Here is an 18,647-nt window from a genome sequence, read left to right on the forward strand (position 1 = left end):
GGCGATCAACCGGCTTCCTGACTGGAGTGGGCGAGGTGGGCGACGTGCTCTTGCACGCGCTGGGGTCGGAGGGGGACGTCGCGGGGGCGCCAACCCGTCGCGTTGAACACCGCGTTGCCGACGGCCGCGACCGTGGGCAGCACGGCGAGCTCGGACAGCCCGCACGCGCCGCCCTTCATGCCCTCGAAGCCGCCCTCGTCGAAGAAGATCTCGATGGGCGGGATGTCGGCGATGCCCGGGATGCGGTAGTCCTCGAGGTTGGCGCTGAGCAAAAAACCCGTCGCCGGGTCGTAGTGGCGCTCCTCGGTCAGGGCCGCGCCGAGGCACTGGATCACCGCGCCGTAGGCCTGGCTGCGGGCGAGCTCGGGGTTGACGATCTTGCCCGAGGCCAGGCCCAGCCAGACCTTGCGCGGGTAGACGCGGCCGAGCAGGGTGTCGACCTCGACGGACACGACCGCGAGGGAGCCGGTCATCTTGGGGTACACGCTGATGCCCATGCGCCCCGAGGGCATGGCCCCGAGCAGGTCGAAGGTGCTGTTGCCCCCGCGCCGCTTGGAGGTGACGCGGATCGGCGCCTCGAGCCCGCGCAGGAATTCGGACAGGGGCACGAAGCCGCCGTCGTGGGCGATGCCGCCGCGCCCCGAGGCCGCGTCGAGGCCGTACTTGGGGTGGCGCAGGCCGGCCTTCTTGGCCGCGGCGACGAGCTTGGCCTGGAGCATCTCGGCGGCCTGCAGCGAGGTCGGGTAGATCGAGGCCGTGGTCCGGCTGGCGCTCGAGTTGGGCCCCGGCGGCAGGTTGGACGCGCCGAGGTCGACCGCGACCTCGCGCAAGGGCAGCCCGAGGGTCTCGCCCACGGCCTTGGCGATGACCGAGCGCGAGCCGTTGCCCATGTCCTGGACGGCGCAGCGGGCCACGACGCCCTCGGGGCCGGCGTCGAGCTGGACCCTGGTGGCGTTGTGGAAGGCGTTGAACCAGTTGCCGATGGCCAGGCCGACGCCCGAGACCATGCGCCCGCGCTGGCTGCCGGCCTTGGGCCGACCTTGCCACTCGGGGAGGGACTCGGCCCAGTCGTAGAGGCCGCGGCGGACCTCGGAGTCGTCCCACTTGCGGCGCAGGGCGACGGGGTCGCTGCCGGTCGCGTGGGCGACCTCGTCGACGAGGCTCTCGAGGGCCCAGAACGCGGGCGGACCCGAGGGCGCGCGCATGGGCTTGCCCGGGCTGGTGTTGGTGGTGACGTCGAAGTCCTCGAGGTCCTTGGGCCCGGCGTAGGTCATGCGCACCCAGGGCGCGGCCTGGGACTGCACGGCAACGCCGGCGGTCCCGTAGGCGCGCATGGTCAGGCCCAGGGGCTCGAGCTCGGCGTTGGTGACCGCGGACAGCTCGATGCGGGTCAGCGGGCGGTAGCCGCCGAACACCATCTCCTCTTCGCGGTCGTGGACCAGGCGCACGGCCTTGCCCGTGGCCCTGGCCAGGTCGACGGCCGTGGTGGTCTCGAGCTGGAGGCCCTGCTTGCCGCCGAAGGCCCCGCCGACGAACTCGGCGTGCACGAGGACCTGGCTCTCTTTGAGCCGGTAGTGCTCGGCCAGCTCTTGCATGAGCAGGTGGACCGACTGCGTGCTGGTGTGCACCGTCAGCCCTTCGTCGGTCCAGCGGGCGACGCAGCAGTGCGGCTCGAGGGAGGTGTGGCTCTGGCCGGCGGTGTGGTAGGTGCCCTCGACCAGGACCAGCCCGTCCTCGCCGGCCTGGGCCCGGGCGAGCTTGTCGTGCGCCCGGCCCTTGTGGCTCGAGAGCAGCTTGTTGAGCATCGGCTTGCGCAGGTTGCCCTCCCAGGTCGCCGGCGGGATCGGGCCCTCGGAGGCGTTGGCGGGGTGCTTTTTCGACTCGGGGAACACCTCCGGGGCGCCCTCGCGCAGGGCCTCGTAGGGGTCGACGACGAAGGGCCGGGGCTCGTACTCGACCTCGATGAGCGCGAGGGCGCGGGCGGCCGTGGCCTCGTCGACGGCGGCCACGGCCGCGATTGGTTGGCCGGCGTAGCGAGCCACGCGGTGGGGATCGTCGAGCACGTCGAGGACCGCCTCCACGCCCTCGACGGCCAGGGCGGCCTCGAAGCGCATGGCCAGGACCTTCGCGTGGGTGTGGGCCGAGCCGAGGTACTTGGCCGTGAGCATGCCGGGGTAGCGGACGTCGGTGGTGTAGCGGGCCGCGCCCGTGACCTTTTGCGGTCCGTCGTGGCGCGGGTAGTCGGGCAGGGCGTCGCCGTCGAAGTCCCCGCGACAGGCCGCCGCGACGGCGGCGTAGATGCCCACGTAGGCCCCGCACCGGCACAGGTGACCCGAGAGCGCGTGGGCGATGGCGTCCCGGGGCGGCTCGGTCTTGCCCTCCTTGGCGCGCCAGCGATCGAAAAAGGAGATCGACTCGACGATGAAGCCCGGCGTGCAGTAGCCACACTGGAGCCCGTCGTGGACGAGGAAGGCCTTTTGGATCGGGTGCAGCCCCCCGCCGATGTCGCGGCCCATGTCCTCGACGGTGCGCAGCTCGGCGTCCGCGAGGGCGCAGGCCGGCAAGGTGCACGCCGTCGCGGGCATGCCGTCGATCATCACCGTGCAGGCTCCGCAGACCCCGGCGGCGCACACGATCTTCGTGCCGGTCAGGTCGAGGTCTTCACGCAGGACATCCGCGGCTGATGCGCGGGGGTCGAGGGTCAGTGAGCGCGCCTCACCGTTGACGCGCGTACGGATCTGGATGAGTTCCGGGTCAGCTGTGGCCATGATCGTCCTTCGCGCTCCCCGGCCGGCGGAGGGGTCCGTGCCGGGGGCGTCGCCACAACGCTACCGCCGTGAGCCCTTCGCGCGCTCGCATGACGCGCCAAAGCACGTGCCAATCGCGTCAATTTGAAGGCGCGCTGGCGCCGGGCTTTTTCGGCCCGTGGGGCCCGGCGGCGCTGGTATGGTCCCCTCCAGGTGACCACGAACTGGCCTGGAACGGTGTCTGACCGGGTAGAGCCCGGCTCGAGCGAGGACGAGGCGCTGCGCGCCCACCTGCGGGCGATCGCCGCGGGGGAGGGCGGGACCAAGCTCCCGGCGGTGTTTGGCGCTCCGGGTCAGCGCCGCCTGGAGCTGCTGCGCGGCGAGCTGCTGGCGGCCCTGGGCTGCGTCGACGAGGACGGCCGCGTCCGCGCGGATGCGCCCGTGCTCGTGCTGGTGCGCAAGGAGGGCAAGCCAAACCGCCTGCGCGAGGGGGAGCGGACCTTGCTGCTCGAGGGCGGCGTCGACGAGCTGCCCGCGGAGGGTCTCGCCGCCTTGGTCGAGGCCGGCGCGGCGTTGGTGTTCGTGGGTAGCGCGGGGCAGCTGTGGACCCTGGGCCAGCGCCACGCCGAGGCCATCGCCACCGCGCGCGCCCGCGACGGGGTGCAGGTCGTCGTGACCTCGCTGCCGACCACCGAGGGCTGCCTCGAGGTGTTCGAGCAGGGCTCGCCCTACGCCGTCCGCCCGGGCCTGGCCATCGAGGACGTCGCCGGGGGCTGGCTGGCCTTCGCGCGCGTCGGCGGGGACCCGCTGTTCGGCCTGCGCGGGCCGGGGAGCCTCGAGTCTCGAGACGACGGCGCCCCGGCGCCCCCTGGCATGCCCGGGCTGCTGCACGCCGAAGGCCGCGCCCTGGGGGTGTGGGCCATGCAGTTCGAGCGCGAGGGTCGGCCGAGCTTCCTGCCCACGGTGCCCAGCGCCTCGATCCGCGATCTGGGCGGCAAGAGCATCGCCAGCTACGAGCTGCACCACGCCTTCGCGAGCATGCCGATGTTCGACTACCGGGTGCTGTTCCGCGACGAGGGCACCCTGTGCGAGGTCTCGCCCTTGCCGGGGGCCGATCCTGCGGACATCGCCTCGCGCATCGAGGAGGCCTACGCCACGGTGCTCCCCGGCCTGAGCGTGGAGCTGGTCGCGGCGGGGCACAGCTTCGACGAGCCCACCTTCGACGACGCGCGCAGCAACGGGCGCCCTGAGGTGTGGGCGCTGTGGGCCGGCGAGGCCGACAGCGAGCCCCGGCGGGCGGCGTGGACCTGCGCGATCACGGCGGCGCGGATCAACGCGGCCACGTCCGCGGGCGTCGTGGATCTGCGCCCCGAAGCCGCGGGCGGCGACGACCCCGGGGAGGCCCGGGCGACGCTGCGGGCGGCCCTCGACGCCAAGGGCTGCATCGTGTTGCCGGACCAGCAGCCCATGCTGACGATCTTCCTGGGCGCGGCGGCCGGAGACGACCCGGCGGCGAGCCTCGAGCCTGGGCGGGACGTCGGCTGCTACATCGAGCTGCTCCCCGGTGATGACGAGCGCGAGCCGATGATCCTCAGCAGCGCGAGCTGGGAGGCCCTCGCCAACGCGCGCGCCCTGTTCCAGGGCGAGCTCGCCGAGGCCACCGCCGAGGACATCGAGGCCCGCTTTGGCGAGAGCCTGATCCGCGGCGTCAACCTCCAGGCGTGGACCCGGCCCGCGTTCGCGCGCGCCCCCATCGAGGCCAGCGACGCGCCGATCTGGGTCGACGAGAGCCGCTGCGTGGGCTCGGGGGACTGCGTGCGCATCTGCCCGACGGGGGCCGTGTCCTTCGCCGAGCCCAGCTCCGAGGGCGCGCGTCGCCTGCCGGTCATCGACGCCTCGGCCTGCGTGCGCTGCCAGCTTTGCGTCGAGCGCTGCGAGGTCGAGGCCCTGCGCCCGATCCTCGACACCGACGGCAGCGTCGGCGGCAAGGTGCTCGTGCGCGAGGCCCTGACCCTCGCCGAGGCCCGCAAGCGCCAGCGCCCGCGGGCCCTCGAGGGCGTGCTCGCCGAGCCGCCGGGGCGCCTCGACGCGCGCAAGCGCGGGGACGCGTCGGTGAGCGCCAAGCCGACGGTGGTCCTCGGCCTGGCCACGGTGACCTTGCTCGAGCACGCCGCCGCGCTGCTCGTCGACGGCAAGCTCGTCGCCGCCGTGGAGGAGGAGCGCCTGGCCCGGGAGCGCCACTACTCGTGGCGTCACCCCACCCGCCCGGGCTCCTCCCTGGCCTCCGACCCCTGCCTGCGCATCGAGGAGGCCTGGCCGCCCAAGGCGATCCGCTGGGTGCTCGCCTCCCAGGGCCTGAGCATGGACGACGTCGACATCGTCGGCATCAACGGCATCCCCGCGCGCATGCGCTACGCCATGGACGGCGGCGTCAACTGGCGGCCGCCGCCGGTGATGCGCGCCAACTCCCTGGTCTACGTGCCCCACCACCTGTCCCACGCGGCCTCGGCCTACGGCCTGTCGGGCTTCGACGACGCGTGGATCCTGTCCATCGACGGGCGCGGCGACTTCGAGACCGCGGCGATCTGGAAGGCGCAGGGCCACGACATCGAGCTCGTCGACGCCGTGCCCTGGCGCCCCGATCGCTCCTTTGGCGGGGTCTACAAGACCTTCACCCAGGTGCTCGGCATGGGCGCCCACGGCGAGGGCTCGACCATGGCCCTCGCGGCCCTGGGCACCCCCAACGTCGACGTGTCCGACTGCATGGGCGTCGACGCCGACGGCTCCCCGGTGCTCTCGGAGTGGACCACCCAGCACCGCTTCGGCGACGACGTCCGCAAGCGCTCGGATCCCCTGCTCGAGACCCACCACGACCTCGCGGCCTCCGTCCAAAAGGCCCTCGAGGACACGGTCATCGCCTACCTCGAAAAGCACGTCGGCAAGACCATGGAGGGGCAAAACTTCGCCAACTCCGGCGGCGTGGCGCTGAACTGCAAGATGAACGGGCTGCTGCGCAAGCGCTTCGCGCCCAAGGACATGGCCGTGCCGCCGGGGGCCAACGACGCGGGCACGGCCATCGGCGCCGCGCTCATCGCCCACCGCGAGCTGACCGGGGAGCTGCCCCGGCTGGACATGGGCCACACCCACTTCGGCCCGGCGTTCACCGACGCCGCCATCGCCCAGCAGCTCAAGCGCATGCGCGTGCCCTTCCAGCGCCTGCGCGAGGTCGGCAGGCAGACCGCCGAGCTCATCGCCGGCGGCCAGATCGTGTGCTGGTTCCAGGGGCCCATGGAGTTCGGGCCGCGGGCCCTGGGCGGGCGCAGCATCCTCGCCGATCCGCGCCGCGAGGACCTCAAGCCGCGGCTCAACGACATGAAGGGCCGGCAGGCCTGGCGCCCCTTCGGCTCCTCGGTGCTCGCCGGGCATCAGGGCGAGTTCTTCGAGGAGGACTGGGACAGCCGCTTCATGCTCTTCGCCGTGACCGTGCGCGAGGACAAGCGCGCCGTGGTCCCGGTCATCGTCCACCACGACGGGACCACGCGGCCGCAGGTCGTGCACCCCGAGCACCACCCGCGCTACGCCGCGCTGCTCGAGGCCTTCGGCGAGCAGACCGGGGTCCCGATGGTCGTCAACACCAGCTTCAACCGCGGCGGCGAGGCCATCGTGTGCACGCCCCTCGAGGCCATGCGCAGCTTCATGGGCCTGGGCGCCGACGCGATCGTGCTCGGCAACTGCCTGGTGCGCCGCTCGATGCTGCGGCGATGAGCCAGCGTCGCCGCGTGGCCTTGGGTGACGAGCCCTACGACCTGTGGGCCTCCATGCACATCATCGGCGTGGGCGCGCGCGACCCCTGCACGCGCGGGCCGAGCCGGGCCGAGCTGCTGCGCGCGATCCGAACGCCCGAGGGCCCGGCGAGCCTGCACCTGCGCGTCGACGCGAGCGCGCGTGTCGTGGACGCCGAGGTCTGGGGGGACGCCGCGGCCCAGGGCTGGCTCCTCGATCGTCTCCCGGCCCTGCTCGGCGCCGACGATCGCCCGCCGCGCTTTGAAGGCAAGCTGGGCCGGCTCCAGGGCGAGCGCCCCGGCGTGCGCATGGGTCGGGTCCCGCGCGTGATCGACTGCGTCGTCGGCACGGTGATCCGCCAGCGCGTGGCCTGGCGCGACGCGGTCAACTCCGAGCGCAGCCTGATCCGCGCCCTTGGGGAGCCGGCGCCGGGGCCGAGCGCCGGCTTCGGCGAGCTCGTGGTGCCGCCGGGCAAGGAGCAGTGGGCGACCCTCGGGGCCGTCGATCTCGCGGCCCACGGTCTCGAGCGCAAGCGGGCCCGCACGCTGCTCGAGGTCGCCTCGCGGGAGCGGACCATCGAGCGCTGGGCCGAGACCCTCAGCCCTGCCGCTTTTGGTGCCAAGCTGGAACTGTTGCGGGGCGTCGGCCCGTGGACGAGCGGCACGGTGCGGGCCAACGCCCTCGGCGATACGGACGCGGTGATCGTCGGCGACTACGAGATGCCTTCCATGATCGCGTGGGCGCTGGCGGGGGAGGCCCGGGCCGACGACGCGCGCATGCTCGAGCTCCTCGACGCGTGGCCGGGTCAGCGCTATCGCGTGGTGCAATTGCTGTGGGCCAGCGGCCAACGAGCGCCGCGCTTTGGTCATCGCAAGCCCGGCTCGGGGCCCTGAGCATCACGCCAATTACGCGATGAGTCTTTGTTGCGACGCTTTACTGGTCCTCGCGAAAACTGTCCGAACTTCGCGAACGATTCGAGTACCGAGGTGGGGAGGCTCATCACGGCGCCGCTTGTGGACTCGCCCAGAACAGCCGAGGATGCAGCGTGCGCGTCGATCGTTTGAGTTTTGGTCTCGGTCTGGGTCTATCTGCCTCGCTGCTGCTCGTCCCCGGCGGCGCGGCCCAGGCCGGGGAGCCGCAAGCCCCCGCCATGCCGGAGGTCCTCGGTGAGTCGAGCGAGACTCACATTTATGGCGGTGTGAATTCTGAGGTGTGCGCCTGGCCGACGACGGTGAGCCTGGGCAGCTGCACGGGCACCTTGGTGCACCCCGAGGTGGTCATCTACGCGGCCCACTGCGGCGCCAACTACAACAACGTCATCCTCGGCGAGGCCAGCCAGGGGGCCCTGGCCGCGCGCGTGGTGCCCACCGAGTACTGCAAGCTGAACCCCGCTTACGGTGGCGGCGGGCTCGGGACGGACCAGGCCTTTTGCAAGCTCGCCGAGCCCGTCCTCGACGTGCCGATCGTGCCCATCTTGATGGGCTGCGAGACCAGCGTGCTGACCCCCGGGCGCGAGGTCGTGCTGGTCGGCTTTGGCCAGGCCGACATCACCCCGCAGTACGGCCGCCAGTCCGAGGTCTGGACCACCCTCAACGGCATCAACAACAACGAGGCGAGCGTCGGCGGGGGCGGGGAGAGCTCGTGCTTTGGCGACTCGGGCGGCCCGGCCTACGTGCGGCTGCCGGCCGAGGCCGGGGGCGACGACACCTGGCGGGTGTTCGGCATCACCTCCTACGGCCTCAGCGAAGAGTGCGGCGGCCCGGCCTTTTACTCGATGATGCACACCGGCATGGACTGGTTCGAGGGCGAGCTCGCGTCCGAGGGCATCGACCTCACGCCCTGCCACGACACCGACGGGACCTGGAACCCGACGCCGTACTGCCAGGGCTTCCCCACGGACCCCGGCACCCCCCACGGCTCGTGGGCCAACGGCTGCAGCTCGGGCGCGCCCAAGGGCGGCATCTCATCGATCTGCGGCGACCCCTTCGAGACCGAGGAGGTCCCGCCGACCGTCGAGATCGTCGATCCGCCGGACGGCACCACCTACGAGACCAACGGCTCCGACACGGCCGCGGCGACGATCCGGGCCGAGGCCGCGGACGAGGGCAGCGGGGTCAAGGAGGTCCGCCTGCAGCTCGAGGGCGAGGACATCCCCAACGGCGTCGACGGTGTCGAGCCGTGGGAGTGGGACCTGGCCCTGCCGCCGGGCAGCTACGTGTTCAACGTCGTCGCCGTGGACTGGTCGGGCAACGAGACCGCGTCGGCCTCGATCGGCATCGGCGTCGACCAAGAGGCCCCGGAGGCTCCCGAGGAGCCTGGGTCTGACGATGGCTCGGACGAGGTCGGCGGTGAGGATGAGTTTGGGGCCGACGGCGGCCTCAGCGATGCGGGCTGCGCGTGCTCGAGCGCCGAGCCCAGCCGCGGCGCGGGTGCGGGCTTCGGACTGCTGATGCTCGCGCTGGGCTTCGCGCGCTCGCGCCGAACCCGCAAAATCTAGGTCTACCGCTTCGCAAACGCAATGTCGGAGGCAGGCTTTCTACGAAGGACGCGCAAGGGGCTCCAACTCGTCATGAGCCTCTTCAGGGCGCGGTTGGCCAAGGAGAGCGGTATCTGACGTTCGAGTGGTCTTTGGTGATCGGATCGAGGGACAGTGGCACTCAGGTGCCAATCGCCCCCCTTCCACGCTGACCTCTCCGACGCTCCGCCTCCGGGCAGAGCTCCTCGCCGCGATCGCCCCCTTGCTGCTGGCGACCGCGGCGTGCAGCGATCGCAGCCTCGAGGAGCGGGAGGACGTGTCGACCACGGCGGACATGACCGCCCTCGACGAGGGCGGGAACGCTGGGGGCTCGGTCTACGGCACGGTGTACGAGGGGGACGAGATGACCGTCGCGGACTATCCCGGCGACTGTTCCATCAACTACGCGAGCTTCGGCGCGCCCTATGTGCTCACCTCTTGCCTCGACGGAGCCGAGGACGAGTGCGAGGAGCTGTGCGGGTCCAAGGACATCTGCGGCTCGCTGTCGTCGGCTTGCATCGAGCTGCCCGACTGGGACCGTCGGGCAGCCTGTCATGCAGCTGTCGTCCATGGTCGCGCCCTGTTCGCAGAAGGGGTCGACCCCGCTGCCCTCGCGGAGCGCCTCGCCGAGCACGCGGGGGCTCTGGAGTTGGTCGCGCTCATTCCGGTCGACAACGTGGAGGACGCCGACGAGCTCTCGATTGTGGTTGGCGTTCCCGCTGCCGTCGCTTCCCTCGACGACGACACGCTCGGGGACGAACACAGCGTCAGCGTCGAGGTCGCTGCCGAGGCGGTCCGGAGGGCGCAGGCGGCTCAGATCTCGGATGCCCTCTGGGGCGCGCTCGCTGACCTCGGGCTCGAAGATGAGGCCGGAAAGAGCGGCCTGTGGCTCGCCGTCGGTGGATGGGCGTCAGCGCGCCTTCAAAGCGGCAGCGACGGGCTCACGGCCTACTCGGAGAACGAGCCTCCCGAGGTCGCCATCTCCTTCGACATCGCGGATGGAACGACGTTGGTGGCCGGGTCGGCCTGAGCGAAGGGATCACGCGTGATCGAAACGCCGAGCTGTGGCACTCCCGTAGCCATGGCCTCTCGCGCGTCGACCTCCCCGACCCTCCGCCTTCGCGCCGAGCTCCTCGCCGCCCTCGGGCCCCTGCTCCTCGCTAGCGCGGGGTGCAACGGGGAGGGCCCGAAGGACGAGGAGGCCGGCGTGACGACGCACGCGGGCAACCTCGACACCGATGGTCCAGGCGAGGGCGCGACCGAGGACGAGGGGACGTCGACGGGGACGGGGACGGGGACGTCGACGTCGGCCACCGAGGACGAGGGCACCACGGGAGATCCGCCGTGTTCCCTCGTCACCGAGGGCGACTCGATGACCTTCGACGACTACCCCGACTGCACCATCAACCCCGACACCTTCATCGAGCCCTACATCTTCACGGCGTGCATCCAAGGCGCCGAGGGGGAGTGCGAGGCGCTGTGCGAGACCAGCGGGCTGTGTGGGGCGCTGTGGTGCGCCGACGTGCCCAACTACGACTACATCGAGGTCTGCGGCCCCTATTTCGACGCGGACCTCGGCCTGTGCTGCTCGCTCGTCGTCGCCGAGCTGTGGTGGGAGACCGACACGGGCGGTTTGGTCGAGGGCCGCCCCTTCCGGCCAGACCAGGGCGGGCTGCGCGTCGCGGCGATGGGGCAGGGCAGGGCGGGGGACTGGTCCCGGCTCAGCCCGAGGCCCCCCACCGAGGCCCTCGACGACGCGACCCGGGCTCGGCTCGCCGCGCACTGGCGCCGCGTCGCGTTGGCCGAGCACGCCTCGGTCGCCAGCTTCGCCCGCTTCGTCGCTCAGCTGCAGGCCCTCGGCGCGCCGCCGGAGCTGGTCCTCGGCGCGCTGGAGGCCGCGGGGGACGAGGTCCGTCACGCCCGCGTCGCCTTTGGCCTCGCGGCCTACTTCGCCGGCGCCCCCGTCGAGCCCGGACCGCTCGCAACCCGCGATGGCTTCGAGGGCGTGACGGATCTGGCCGCGGCCGTCCGCGACGCCTTCGTCGAGGGCTGCGTCGCCGAGACCCTCTCGGCCCACGAGCTCGAGCTGGCCGCCGAGGCCTGCGAGGACCTCGAGCTGCGCCACGCGATGCTGATGATCGCCGCCGACGAGCGCAGCCACGCCGTGCTGGCCTGGCGCTTCGTCGCCTGGGCCGTCGAGGCGCACCCGAAGCTGCGGGCGGAGCTGGCCGAGCTCGCCTCGCGGGTGTGTGCCGTGGACGAGCTGGAAGAGGCGGTCGAGGAGTCGGCCTCGGCGATGCTCCGCCTCGGGTGTCCGTCGCGCTCGATGCGTCAGCGCTGGCGGCGAATGGGCCTCGCGGAGGTCGTGGCCCCCTGCGCGGCGCGTCTGCTCGCGGTCTGAGTGACGAGGCTGTGACGGCTCACCACGACCGCGCTGGGCGCTGTACATTGCGGCCATGCGCCGCGCCACGCTGCCCGCCTCGTTCGTCGTTCTCGGCCTGAGCCTCGCCGCGTGCGCCGACGACACGCCCTCGACCGACGACGAGATCGGGACCACGTCGACGCCCCCAGACATGGGCGCGGCGGACACGGATCCAACGCAGACGGGGACCGAGACCGCCACGGACACGGACACGGACACGGGCGAGACCGGCGTCGAGGACTGCGTCGCCGATCCGCCCCCGGAGGCGATGCTCCGGATGGGCCCCAACCAGACCGAGGACGGCGAGGTCATCCTCGCCGCGGGCGGCCACCGCATCGCCTACGCCGGCCCCCACGCCCTGCTCCCTGGCTTCCCCGCCGACGTCGTCGTCCACCCCTTCGCCGACGTCGCCTACGTCACCTCGACCCCGCGCAAGGATCGGCGCCTGCTCGTCGTCGACCTCGAGTTCAACGAGGTCATCCAGGACATCGACCGTGACAACGCCTTTTACGGTCTGGAGCTGTCCGCCGACGGCAGCCGGCTGTACTCGAGCAGCGGCGGCGACGACATCGTCGAGGTCTACGACGTCGGCATGGACGGCCTGCTGACCAAGGCCGCGGATCTTCCGTGCAGCGACTACCCCTCGGGCCTGGCCCTGTCCCCCGACGGCAACACGCTGTGGGCCGGGCAGTGGCGCGGCGAGGGCTCGGGCACCAACAAGACCAGCACGCTGTTCGAGTTCGACACCCAGAGCCTGAGCGAGGTCCGGCAGATCGAGCTCCCGCTGTGGGCCTGGGACGTCGTCCACCTGCCCTCGCGCCAGGAGCTCTACGTCTCGGCCATCGACGACGAGGGCATCGCCGTCGTCGACCTGGTCACGGGCACGGTCGCCGAGGTCCTCGACCTGACCCTCAGCCCCGCGGGCCTGGCCGTGGGCGAGGACGACGAGCGGGTCTACGCCGCCGTCGCGGGCACGGACCTGGTCGTGGCCATCGACGCGGAGACCCGCGCGGTCACGGCCGAGGCCGCCGTCGGCGAGCTGCTCGACGAAGAGGGCGACCCCTACCGCTTCTCGAACGTCAACGCCGTCACCTACGACGCCGTCAGCGACCGCCTCTACGCCACCCGCGGGGCCGACAACGCCGTCAGCGTCCTCGACGGCAGCAGCCTCGAGGTCCTCGGCGCCTTCCCGGCCGGCTGGTGGCCCACGGACGTCGCCCTGACCTCGACCCTCGACCGCCTCGTCGTCGTCGACGGCAAGGGCGGCTGGTACGGGCCGAACGCGGGCGAGGGCATCAAGGACCAGATGACCGGCTCGATCAGCGTCGTCGACCTCGAAGACGGCTTCGACCTCGACGGGCTCACGGACCAGGCTCAGGCGAATTTCCGTCGCCCCGGCGAGGTGTTCCCCTTCACCTGCGAGCTCGACAATTTCCCGATCCCGAGCAAGCCCGGGGACGTCTCGCCCATCGAGCACGTCATCTTGATCGTCAAGGAGAACAAGACCTTCGACTGCATCTTCGCCGACTCGGACATCCCGGACATCGACACCGACGCCAGCGAGCTGCGCTGGGGCTACGACTACACCCCCAATACCCACGAGCTCGGCAAGGCCTTCGCCCTGTCCGACAACTTCTACTCCGAGGCGGAGGTGTCCGACACCGGCCACCTGTGGCTGACCGGCGGGCACCTCAGCGAGTACGCCCAGCGCACGTGGATCGAGAGCTACTCCGGCGAGGACTTCCAGGGCTACCAGCTGCTCGAGGCGGCCGGGCCCGGCGACTACTTCGTGCACCTCATCGACGAGGGCGTGGACTTCACCGTCTACGGCGAGGTCGTCGGCACGCTCTCGGCCTCGAAGGAGGGCAACGGGGCGGTGTTCGAGCACATCGACGGCGGCTTCCCGGGCGGGCCCTACCTCAACTACTCGGTCAAGGACGAGGACAAGGCCCAGTACGTCGCCGACAAGATCAGCGGCGGGACCCTAAAGCCCTTCACCTACCTGCTGCTGCCCAACGACCACACCAACGGGACCAGCCCGGGCACGCCCTCGCCCGAGTCGATGATCGCCGACAACGACGTCGCCGTGGGCATCGTCGTCGACGCCGTGAGCAAGTCGGAGTTTTGGGACAAGACCGCGGTGATCATCCTTCAGGACGACCCGCAAGGCTGCGGCGACCACGTCGACGCGCACCGCTCTTACGTGGTCGTGGCCTCGCCCTGGGCCCGGCGCGGGCACGTCTCCCACGTGCACGCCGGCTTTGCGAGCGTGTTTGCGACCATCGACCGGATCCTCGGGGTGCCGCCGGTGGGCCGGCGCGACGCCGTCGCGGCGCCGCTGTGGGACTTCTTCACGGCCGTCCCCGACTTTGCGCCCTACGACCACGTCCCGCGGATCATCCCCGAGACCAACAACGATGGGACCGAGCCCGGCTGGGAGGCGTCCATGGCCATGGACTTCTCGGGGCCGGACCGCAACCCGGAGCTCGGGGTCGTGCTCGAGGCCTACTGGCAGTGGCGCCAGGGCAACATGAGCAAGGCCGAGGCGGAGGCGATGATCGCCGATCCGAAGGGCTACCTCGGGGCGCAGGAGTGGGCCGAGCTCGTGGAGGAGGCCGAGGAGGAGACGGAGGCGTTCGAGGAGGCGAAGGAGGCCTACGAGGCCTATCTGGGGGCGAAGGCGAAGGCCGCCCGCTGAGTCAGAGCACCAGGCGCGCCGATGGGCGGGAGGCTCGATTGGGTCGGACTCGAAGGGCCTCGCCACCGCTGGCGCGAGCGCGCAAGGTGGTGGCGAGCTTGAGCAGCTTGCGGGGCTTGACGACGGTCTCGCTCGCGCCTTCGACGACGAACTCTTTGGCCTGGGTCGCCTCGACGAGCGCGCGCAGCTTCGCTTTGATCGCGGGGACGTCGTCGCTCGCGTGGACCTCTACCGCCTCGGCTGCCTGGGCGTCGATCTCGACGTAGATGGTCGCGCCCTGCCGTTTGCGGCGCGCAATCTCGGGAGCCAAGCTGCGCGCTCGCTCTCGGCTCACGGCGAGCGGCTCCTCGACGGACAGGTCGGCCCCCACGGTGAGCAGGTAGCGAGACGACCCGATCGCGCGCACGACCTCGTCGATCCGCGGCGCCAGGTCAGCCCCGGCGCCCGCGTAGAGCACGGGCCAGGTGACGGGAGGGCCCTTGCCCGAGCGGAGCATCCGGAGCTCGTGACCGAGCCGCGTGGCCACGCCGGCGTAGACGCGCAGGCGATCGGCCAAGGTCGCGCCTTCGGCTGTGGGCGCGAGCAAGAGCTCGTCCGAGGCCAATACGAGGCGAAAGCGCGAGCAGTCGTGCTCGTCCCAAAAGCGGAGCAGCCGCTCTTCGAGCTTCGCGGGGTGGTAGGCGTGGACGGCAGGACCGGGGGCGGTGAGCCGGCCGAGCACCTCGCACACCTGGGCGTGCTGCTCGGGCGAGTCGGGGAGGGTGGCGTGCTCGACGAAGTAGCGCCGGACCCGGACGGGGCGTCGCCCGCCGTAGCCGCCGCCGTAGCCCGAGTGCTCGACGACGAGGCTCAGCCCGGGCCCGGTCCAGCGCGCCCGGCCGCTGCCGCCTTCGGAGACGGTGATCGGGGTCATCCCCAGGGCGTCGAGGCGCTCGCGGAACTCGGCGTAGGGGATCAGCTCGGAGGGGAGCTTGGGCAGGGTGGGCGCCATGGTGGGAGGAGTCGGGGGACTACTCGGCCGGCCACTCGTTGAAGTTGTCCTGCCCCCACCAGTTCTCGATGGTCTTGCCGTCGCCCGCGAGCGCGTCGACCTTGGAGATCGCAAGCTCGGCGCGGGCCGCCGCCGCGGGCACGCCCAAGCTCCGACCGTCGAGCTCGAAGGTCGCGTTCTTGCTCGGCTCGATCGTGTAGCGGCTGCCGGAGACCGAGGTGAAGTCGCTGTCGCTCTGGAAGGGCGTGCCCTCCTTGACCACGAGGAGCTGGTCCTTGGCGTCGTAGTAGCGCAGCAAGACGACCATGCCGGCGGCGGTGCGGTCCCCGTGGTTGTAGAGCAGGATCTCCACGCCGCGTTCTTCGCCCTCGCCGACGAAGCGGACGAACTTGGCCGCGACGGGGGAGCCGTTGGTTTGCTTGGGGATGACCTCGACGGGCTTCGCCTTCGCTTCGTCGTCCTGTTTGTCACAGCCCGAGACGAGCGCGGGCGCGGCGAGGAGCATGGTGGCGAGGAGGACTGCCGTTCGCGGGCGGCGCTTCGTCTTGGACATGGGCGAACTCTAAGGCAAGGGACGACGCTGCGGTCGCCCGTGGCCGGAGGGATGAACACAAATAGCCCATGGGTCGGGCTGAGCTTGGTCGATGGTCGTGGCGAGACTCTGCTCAAAGGTACGAACACCACGCGGGCTGACGACGGATTCGCCATCTCCGTCAGTCGGGGATGCGATGCCCTGCGAACAGCCGCACGCCCGGCTCGTGCTCGCGCACGCAGTCCGTCTCGCGCAGGGTCTCGACGAGGGCCAGGCCCGCGGCTCGATCGACGATCTCGGCGTTGACCCACAGCGACTGCATGTCGACACCGGTGCTGGCCTCGAGCAGGTGGCGCAGCGGGTAGATGCGGTCGGGCCGGAGCGCGTCCTTGGCCAGCTCGGCCGCGAGGGCGTCGACGCGCTCGCTCAGACGCAGGGGCTCGCCGTGGACCAAGGCGGTGCTGGGCTCGAGGCCCTCGAGCGCGGCGGCCAGGCGCTCGCCGAGGCGCTCGTGGTCGACGCGGACCCGCTCGCGGAGGCCCTCCATGGCGCCGAGGGGAGGCAGGGCGTCCTGGAAGTAGGTCCACGGCCGCAGGTAGCGGGGATACTCGCCCTGGGGCACGAAGGCCTCGAACACGGCCTGGCCGGCGCGCAGGGTCCAGGGCATGGCGGCGCGGGCGAGGATGAGGATGGCGAGCTCTCGCCAGCGCGGGTCGCCCTTGGCGTCCGCGCCGTCGTCGAACAGGCGCGGGGCGAGGGTCTCGACGAGGGCCTGGAGCTGAGACAGGGGCGCGGCGTCGCCGAGGAAGTAGGCGGCTTGGAGGTCGAAGTCGCGGTCGGGGTCGCCGAGCTCGAGGGCCGCGAGCACGGCGGGGGTGAGGCCCTCGAACTCGCCGAGGTAGGCGTCTTGGATCGCCGCGCTCAGCCGGCTCCAGGGATCGCCCTTTGGGTCCGCGGGGGCGTCGAGGAAGGGGCCGTAGAGGTACTCGTCCCAGCCCGGGGGATCGTCGTCGTCTTCCTCGTCGTCTTCCTCGTCGTCGTCGTTCGGGGCCGCGCTGACGCCTGCGAGCTTGCGATCTGCGTCGAGGACATCGCCCCACCACGCGTGCAGCCCGGCGACCCACTCGGCCTGGGTCCACTCGGGCCCCGCACCGGGAGCGTGACCGATGGGGTGACCGAGGAAGTAGCGCTGGCCCGGGAGGTAGCGGTCGAGCTCGGCGGGGCTGTCGAGCAGGCGCTCGGCCTCGGCGGCGGCTTGCAGCCCGCGCTTGCGTCCGCCGTGGCCGTACCAGCTCGAGCAGTCGATGCCGGTGGCGCCCTCGTAGCGCCGTCGGTACCAGCCCAGGAAGGGCACGCTGGGCTGGGTCGCGGTCTCGCGCAGGGACTCGGCGAGGGTCCGGAGATCGAAGGGGGCGCCGAACAGCAAGCTGGCGTTGGGGCCGTGGGCCTCGTCGAGGGGCCGCCACCAGGCCATGGCCTGCTCGATGAGGGCCAGGTCTTCGCCGCGCTCGTAGTGGGGGTAGAGCACGTTCTCGTAGCGCGGCGTGAGGGCGAGCTCGATGAGCAGCGGCAGGGCCCCGAGCTCCTTGCGGCCCGAGCTGCGCGCGGCGCATCGGTAGAGGGCGAGCACGATGGGTATGGTCCAGCTCAGGCCGCTGTGCAGCAGGGCCTCGGCGGTGTAGAGCGCGGGCCACCACGCGAGGGTCCCGGCCTGCAGGGGCGCCCAAAAGCGCTGGATCAGGTTGGCGATCAGCTCCGGGCTGCCGGCGAGGCCGAGGAGGAGGTGGGCCTCGGCGTTGATCACGGGGTGCTCGTCGTCGAGGCAGCGCTCGAGCACGGTGGGCAGGGCCGAGTCGTCCCCGCGCAGGCGCAGGCGCTCGAGGGCCGCGACGAGCACGACGCCGGTGTCGGTGTGGCGCAGGATCGCCTGCGAGTCGGCGTCGAAGCCCTCGGGCCAGTCGTAGCGGTAGCCCCGGGCGAGGATTCTCAGGGCTCCAGGCCCGGCGAAGTCGAGGTTTCCCTTGCTCACGGTGTCGGTGGTCCTCTCGTCTCCCAGATCCGCGCAGCGCTGGATTGGGCCTTGCCCAGCTCGTCGTCCGCTTTCAGGCAGTCCGCCGAGAGCTCCGAGTCGTGCACGAGGTTACCCTGACTATGAGCGTTACCCGGACACCCACCCGCGACTTTGGGCACGCGGTGGTTGGTCTTGGTGCCCGGTGGGTAGCCGTTTGCACTCAGGTAATCTGAGCGGTAGTCGTCCCACTCGTTGGCGATCTTGTCGGCCGAGCCCGTTGGTGTGACGCGGTACACGTTGCAGGGCGGCTCAGGCAGGCTCTCGCAGCCTTTGGCGCGGGCGTTGGCGACGGCCTCCTTGCGCTGCTCGAGCTCTTCCCAGCGCTTGATGAGCTTGTCCTCATCGGCCTCGAGGTGCTTCATGCCGGTCTTGTTGAGGGGGTGGACGGTGGGGAGGGCCTCGATCGCGGCCTCGATCGCGGGCAGCTCGTCGAGGCAATACCACTCGTCCTCGGAGACCGTCGGCGCGGGGTTGCCCGAGTCGTCCTTTTGCCCGTCGTGCATGGGCTGACCGCAGCACTCGCACAGCGGCCCCGTGCTCGCGCTGCTGCCGGTCCCGCCCACGCTCATGCTGCCGGCGGCGGGCATCGGCGGGGAGTTGCCCGGCGAGCCGTGGTTGCAAGTCGCGATGTCGAGGTGGCGGCAGACGTTCTTGCCCTGGGCCTTGACGTCCATCGACCACATCGCAAAGAAGGTCTTGCCGGTGATCTGGTGCGAGACCACGCCCGCGCCGAAGCTCTTGGTCGCGGCCTCGTTGCCCAGGGGCGAGCTGGCCAGGTGGCTCGAGCTCTTGAGCGCGATGGGCTTGCCGCCGACGAGCACGGTCTTGGACCCGTCCTTGAGGTCCTTGGTGAACGAGGAGTCGGGGTAGGGGATGGGCACGGGGCCG

At 71.6% G+C, this 18,647-nt stretch carries 11 protein-coding genes; 6 read left to right on the forward strand and 5 right to left on the reverse strand.

Going from position 1 to position 18,647, the window contains the following annotated elements:
• Window positions 1-5 precede the first annotated feature (5 nt).
• The gene (locus PPSIR1_RS28195) at window positions 6-2,768 is read right to left on the reverse strand and encodes a molybdopterin-dependent oxidoreductase (protein ID WP_045116903.1); all 2,763 of its coding nucleotides are present in this window, start codon (window positions 2,766-2,768) and stop codon (window positions 6-8) included.
• Between the two features lie 216 nt (window positions 2,769-2,984).
• Between PPSIR1_RS28195 and PPSIR1_RS28200 the strand changes: the two genes are divergently transcribed.
• The 6 genes from PPSIR1_RS28200 (at window position 2,985) to PPSIR1_RS28225 (ending at window position 14,165) form a co-directional block, all read left to right on the forward strand.
• Window positions 2,985-6,512 carry a carbamoyltransferase C-terminal domain-containing protein gene (locus PPSIR1_RS28200; protein WP_006974608.1) on the forward strand — a complete coding sequence of 1,176 codons (3,528 nt, stop codon included), beginning with the start codon at window positions 2,985-2,987 and terminating at the stop codon, window positions 6,510-6,512.
• Window positions 6,509-7,423, forward strand: coding sequence for a DNA-3-methyladenine glycosylase family protein (locus PPSIR1_RS28205; RefSeq protein WP_006974609.1), 915 nt, complete (start codon window positions 6,509-6,511; stop codon window positions 7,421-7,423). Before PPSIR1_RS28200 ends, PPSIR1_RS28205 begins: the two co-directional genes overlap by 4 nt.
• Window positions 7,424-7,575: 152 nt before the next feature.
• Window positions 7,576-9,027, forward strand: a complete 1,452-nt coding sequence (locus PPSIR1_RS28210; protein WP_232296560.1) for a trypsin-like serine protease — start codon at window positions 7,576-7,578, stop codon at window positions 9,025-9,027.
• A gap of 313 nt (window positions 9,028-9,340) precedes the next feature.
• Window positions 9,341-10,075: a gp17 family tail completion protein gene (locus PPSIR1_RS28215; protein WP_157596063.1), complete on the forward strand. Its 735-nt coding sequence runs from the start codon at window positions 9,341-9,343 to the stop codon at window positions 10,073-10,075.
• A gap of 51 nt (window positions 10,076-10,126) precedes the next feature.
• Window positions 10,127-11,446 carry a ferritin-like domain-containing protein gene (locus PPSIR1_RS44045; RefSeq protein ID WP_006974613.1) on the forward strand — a complete coding sequence of 440 codons (1,320 nt, stop codon included), beginning with the start codon at window positions 10,127-10,129 and terminating at the stop codon, window positions 11,444-11,446.
• A gap of 55 nt (window positions 11,447-11,501) precedes the next feature.
• Window positions 11,502-14,165 carry a bifunctional YncE family protein/alkaline phosphatase family protein gene (locus tag PPSIR1_RS28225; RefSeq protein WP_006974614.1) on the forward strand — a complete coding sequence of 888 codons (2,664 nt, stop codon included), beginning with the start codon at window positions 11,502-11,504 and terminating at the stop codon, window positions 14,163-14,165.
• A 1-nt stretch (window position 14,166) separates the two neighbouring features.
• On the opposite strand, the gene PPSIR1_RS28230 is transcribed toward PPSIR1_RS28225, so the two are convergent.
• The 4 genes from PPSIR1_RS28230 to PPSIR1_RS44050 all read right to left on the reverse strand — a co-directional run.
• Window positions 14,167-15,156 carry a hypothetical protein gene (locus PPSIR1_RS28230; RefSeq protein ID WP_006974615.1) on the reverse strand — a complete coding sequence of 330 codons (990 nt, stop codon included), beginning with the start codon at window positions 15,154-15,156 and terminating at the stop codon, window positions 14,167-14,169.
• A 19-nt stretch (window positions 15,157-15,175) separates the two neighbouring features.
• Window positions 15,176-15,709 carry a hypothetical protein gene (locus tag PPSIR1_RS28235; RefSeq protein WP_006974616.1) on the reverse strand — a complete coding sequence of 178 codons (534 nt, stop codon included), beginning with the start codon at window positions 15,707-15,709 and terminating at the stop codon, window positions 15,176-15,178.
• A 160-nt stretch (window positions 15,710-15,869) separates the two neighbouring features.
• A complete protein-coding gene (locus tag PPSIR1_RS28240) occupies window positions 15,870-17,717 on the reverse strand; it encodes a hypothetical protein (protein WP_006974617.1) in 1,848 nt (615 codons plus the stop codon).
• The coding region (locus PPSIR1_RS44050) for a DUF4150 domain-containing protein (RefSeq protein ID WP_006974618.1) at window positions 17,714-18,647 on the reverse strand (934 nt) is incomplete at its 5' end. The genes PPSIR1_RS28240 and PPSIR1_RS44050, both read right to left, overlap by 4 nt.

Origin of the sequence: Plesiocystis pacifica SIR-1, assembly GCF_000170895.1 — a bacterium.
In the GTDB taxonomy this organism is placed as follows: domain Bacteria; phylum Myxococcota_A; class Polyangia; order Nannocystales; family Nannocystaceae; genus Plesiocystis; species Plesiocystis pacifica.